3 protein-coding genes are annotated in these 3,019 nt (G+C 72.1%); all 3 read left to right on the forward strand.

Features of this window, described 5'->3' with window-relative positions:
- Window positions 1–72: 72 nt before the first annotated feature.
- A complete protein-coding gene (locus tag BFF77_RS38320) occupies window positions 73–165 on the forward strand; it encodes a putative leader peptide (RefSeq protein WP_425424454.1) in 93 nt (30 codons plus the stop codon).
- 196 nt (window positions 166–361) lie between these two features.
- On the forward strand, window positions 362–1,570 hold the full coding sequence (locus BFF77_RS31045; protein WP_066956719.1) for an LLM class flavin-dependent oxidoreductase: 1,209 nt from the start codon (window positions 362–364) through the stop codon (window positions 1,568–1,570).
- A gap of 21 nt (window positions 1,571–1,591) precedes the next feature.
- The coding region (locus BFF77_RS31050) for an NtaA/DmoA family FMN-dependent monooxygenase (RefSeq protein ID WP_066956722.1) at window positions 1,592–3,019 on the forward strand (1,428 nt) is incomplete at its 3' end.

The following is a 3,019-nucleotide window of genomic DNA, read 5'->3' on the forward strand; positions in this document are numbered from 1 at the left end:
CGGCGCGAGCCGGCCGGGACGGAGGTGACGGCGGTGCGGGACGTTCCTCGGCGGCCCCTGGTCACCATTGCCATGTACACGCGGCGGCACATCGACCTCCAGCGTGTCGCCGCCGCGCTGTGTCCGGCGTCCGAGCCCGTCGCCGCGCGACACTCCGCCGCCTAGACCCTGACCGGCCGGTCTTCGTACCGGGGTACCGGGTCCGCCCGGGCCGACTCCGTACCGGAGCCCTTCTTTCTTCTTCCCTCCCTTCACATGGGGCTCCCCCGTCCCCCTTTTCGCCGACCCTCCACCCCGACCGAGCACCGGCGCGGACACCTTGCGGACATCTTTCGGCATGCTCACAGGAAGCGGTACGCCCATGCCCCGAGCAGCACACACAGCCCTCCACCTGGCCGTCGCCCTCGACGGCGCCGGCTGGCATCCCGCGGCCTGGCGGGAGCCCGGCGCCCGGCCCGGTGAACTGTTCACCGCGCGGTACTGGACCGACCTGGCCACCGAGGCCGAGCGGGGTCTGCTGGACTTCGTGACCATCGACGACTCCCTGAGCCTCCAGACCTCACGGCACCCCGAGCCGGACGAGCGCACCGACCAGGTACGGGGCCGGCTGGACGCGGTCCTGATCGCCGCCCGGGTGGCGCCGGCGACCCGGAACATCGGGGTGATCCCGACCGCGGTGGTCACCCATACCGAGCCCTTCCATCTCTCCAAGGCGATCGCCACCCTCGACTTCGTGAGCGCCGGACGGGCCGGAATCCAGGTCAGGGTGTCCGTACGCGCCGACGAGGCCACGCACTTCGGCCGCCGTACGGTGCCGGACCTGCGGGCCGAGGACCTGGCCACGTCGGCGGGACAGCCGTGGCTGAAGGAGCTGTTCGACGAGGCCGCCGACTATGTCGAGGTGCTGCGCAGGCTCTGGGACAGCTGGGAGGACGACGCGGAGATCCGCGACGCCGCCACCGGCCGCTTCATCGACCGCGACAAGCTGCACTACATCGACTTCGAAGGCCCGCACTTCCATGTGAAGGGCCCCTCGATCACACCGCGCCCGCCCCAGGGACAGCCGCTCGTCGCCGCGCTGGCGCACGCGACCGTCCCGTACGAACTGGTCGCACGCTCGGCCGACATCGGATTCGTCACCCCGGGCGACGCCGCCGACGCCCGCGCCGTGCTGGCCGAGATCCGCGCGGCGCAGGACTCCGCCGGCCGCGCCGGCGAGACCGTGCACGTCTTCGGCGACCTGGTGGTCCTCCTCGACGACGACCCCGCCGCCGCCGCGGACCGCAGGGCCCGGCTGGACGAACGGGCCGGTGCCGCGTACAGCGGGGACGCCCGCGTCTTCACCGGGTCACCCGCGCAACTCGCGGACCTGCTGGAGGAATGGCGGGACGCCGGACTGACCGGGTTCCGGCTGCGGCCCGCCGTCCTCCCGCACGACCTGGAGCAGATCACCCGCCGCCTGGTGCCCGAACTCCAGCGCCGCGGCCTCTTCCGTACCGCGTACGAGGCGAGCACCCTGCGCGGGCTGCTCGGACTGCCCCGCCCCGCCAACCGCTACGCCGCCGCCTGAGCCGGAAGGACCGTACGAGTGATGAGCACGTCCACCACGCCACCGCACACCACGTCACCGAAGTCCGCCACGCCACTGAAGCGGATCCATCTCGCCGCGCACTTCCCCGGCGTCAACAACACCACCGTGTGGAGCGACCCCGAGGCGGGCAGCCACGTCGAGTTCAGCTCGTTCGCGCACTTCGCGCGGACCGCCGAGCGCGCCAAGTTCGACTTCCTCTTTCTCGCCGAGGGCCTGCGGCTGCGGGAACAGGGCGGTCGGATCTACGACCTGGACGTGGTGGGGCGGCCCGACACCTTCACCGTCCTGACCGCGCTCGCCGCCGTCACCGAACGCCTCGGCCTGACCGGCACGATCAACTCGACCTTCAACGAGCCCTACGAGGTGGCCCGCCAGTTCGCCAGCCTCGACCATCTGTCGGACGGCCGCGCCGCCTGGAACGTCGTCACCTCGTGGGACGCCTTCACCGGCGAGAACTTCCGGCGCGGCGGCTTCCTGCCGCAGGACGAGCGCTACTCGCGGGCGAGGGAGTTCCTGAGCACCGCCACCGAGCTGTTCGACTCCTGGCAGGGCGACGAGATAGCCGCCGACAAGGAATCGGGCACCTTCCTGCGGGACGCGCGGGCCGGTGCCTTCGTGCACAAGGGCCCGCACTTCGACATCGCCGGACGGTTCGACGTCCCGCGCAGCCCGCAGGGGCGCCCGGTCATCTTCCAGGCCGGCGACTCCGAGGAAGGGCGCGAGTTCGCGGCGTCGGGCGCGGACGCGATCTTCAGCCGCTACAGCACCCTCAAGGAGGGGCAGGCGTTCTACACGGACGTCAAGAGCCGCCTCGCCCGCCACGGCCGCACCCACGACCAGCTGCTGATCCTGCCCGCCGCGACCTTCGTACTCGGCGACACGGACGCGGAGGCGGAAAAGCTGGCCCGCGAAGTGCGCCGCCGGCAGGTCAGCGGGGCCACCGCGATCAAGCATCTGGAATTCGTCTGGAACCGCGATCTGTCCGCGTACGACCCGGAGGGCCCGCTCCCCGACATCGACCCGGACCTCGGCGAGCACACCATCGCCCGCGGTCGCGCCCAGGTACGGATGTACCGCGACCCGCTGGCCACCGTCCGGGAGTGGCGGGAGCTCGCGGCGGCCAACAAGTGGTCGATCCGGGACCTGGTCGTCGAGACCGGCAACCGCCAGTCCTTCGTCGGCTCCCCGGCCACGGTCGCCGAGACCATCAACTCCTTCGTGCAGGCCGACGCGAGTGACGGATTCATCCTCGTCCCGCACATCACCCCCGGCGGGCTGGACGCCTTCGCCGACACCGTGGTCCCGCTGCTCCAGGAACGCGGCGTGTTCCGCACGGAGTACGAGGGCACCACTCTGCGGGACCACCTCGGCCTCGCCCACCCCGACGCCGCCCCGCCGGCCGAGCGCGCGGCGTCGGGGTGGGCGAGG

The organism is Streptomyces lushanensis (assembly GCF_001700515.1).
GTDB lineage: Bacteria > Actinomycetota > Actinomycetes > Streptomycetales > Streptomycetaceae > Streptomyces > Streptomyces lushanensis.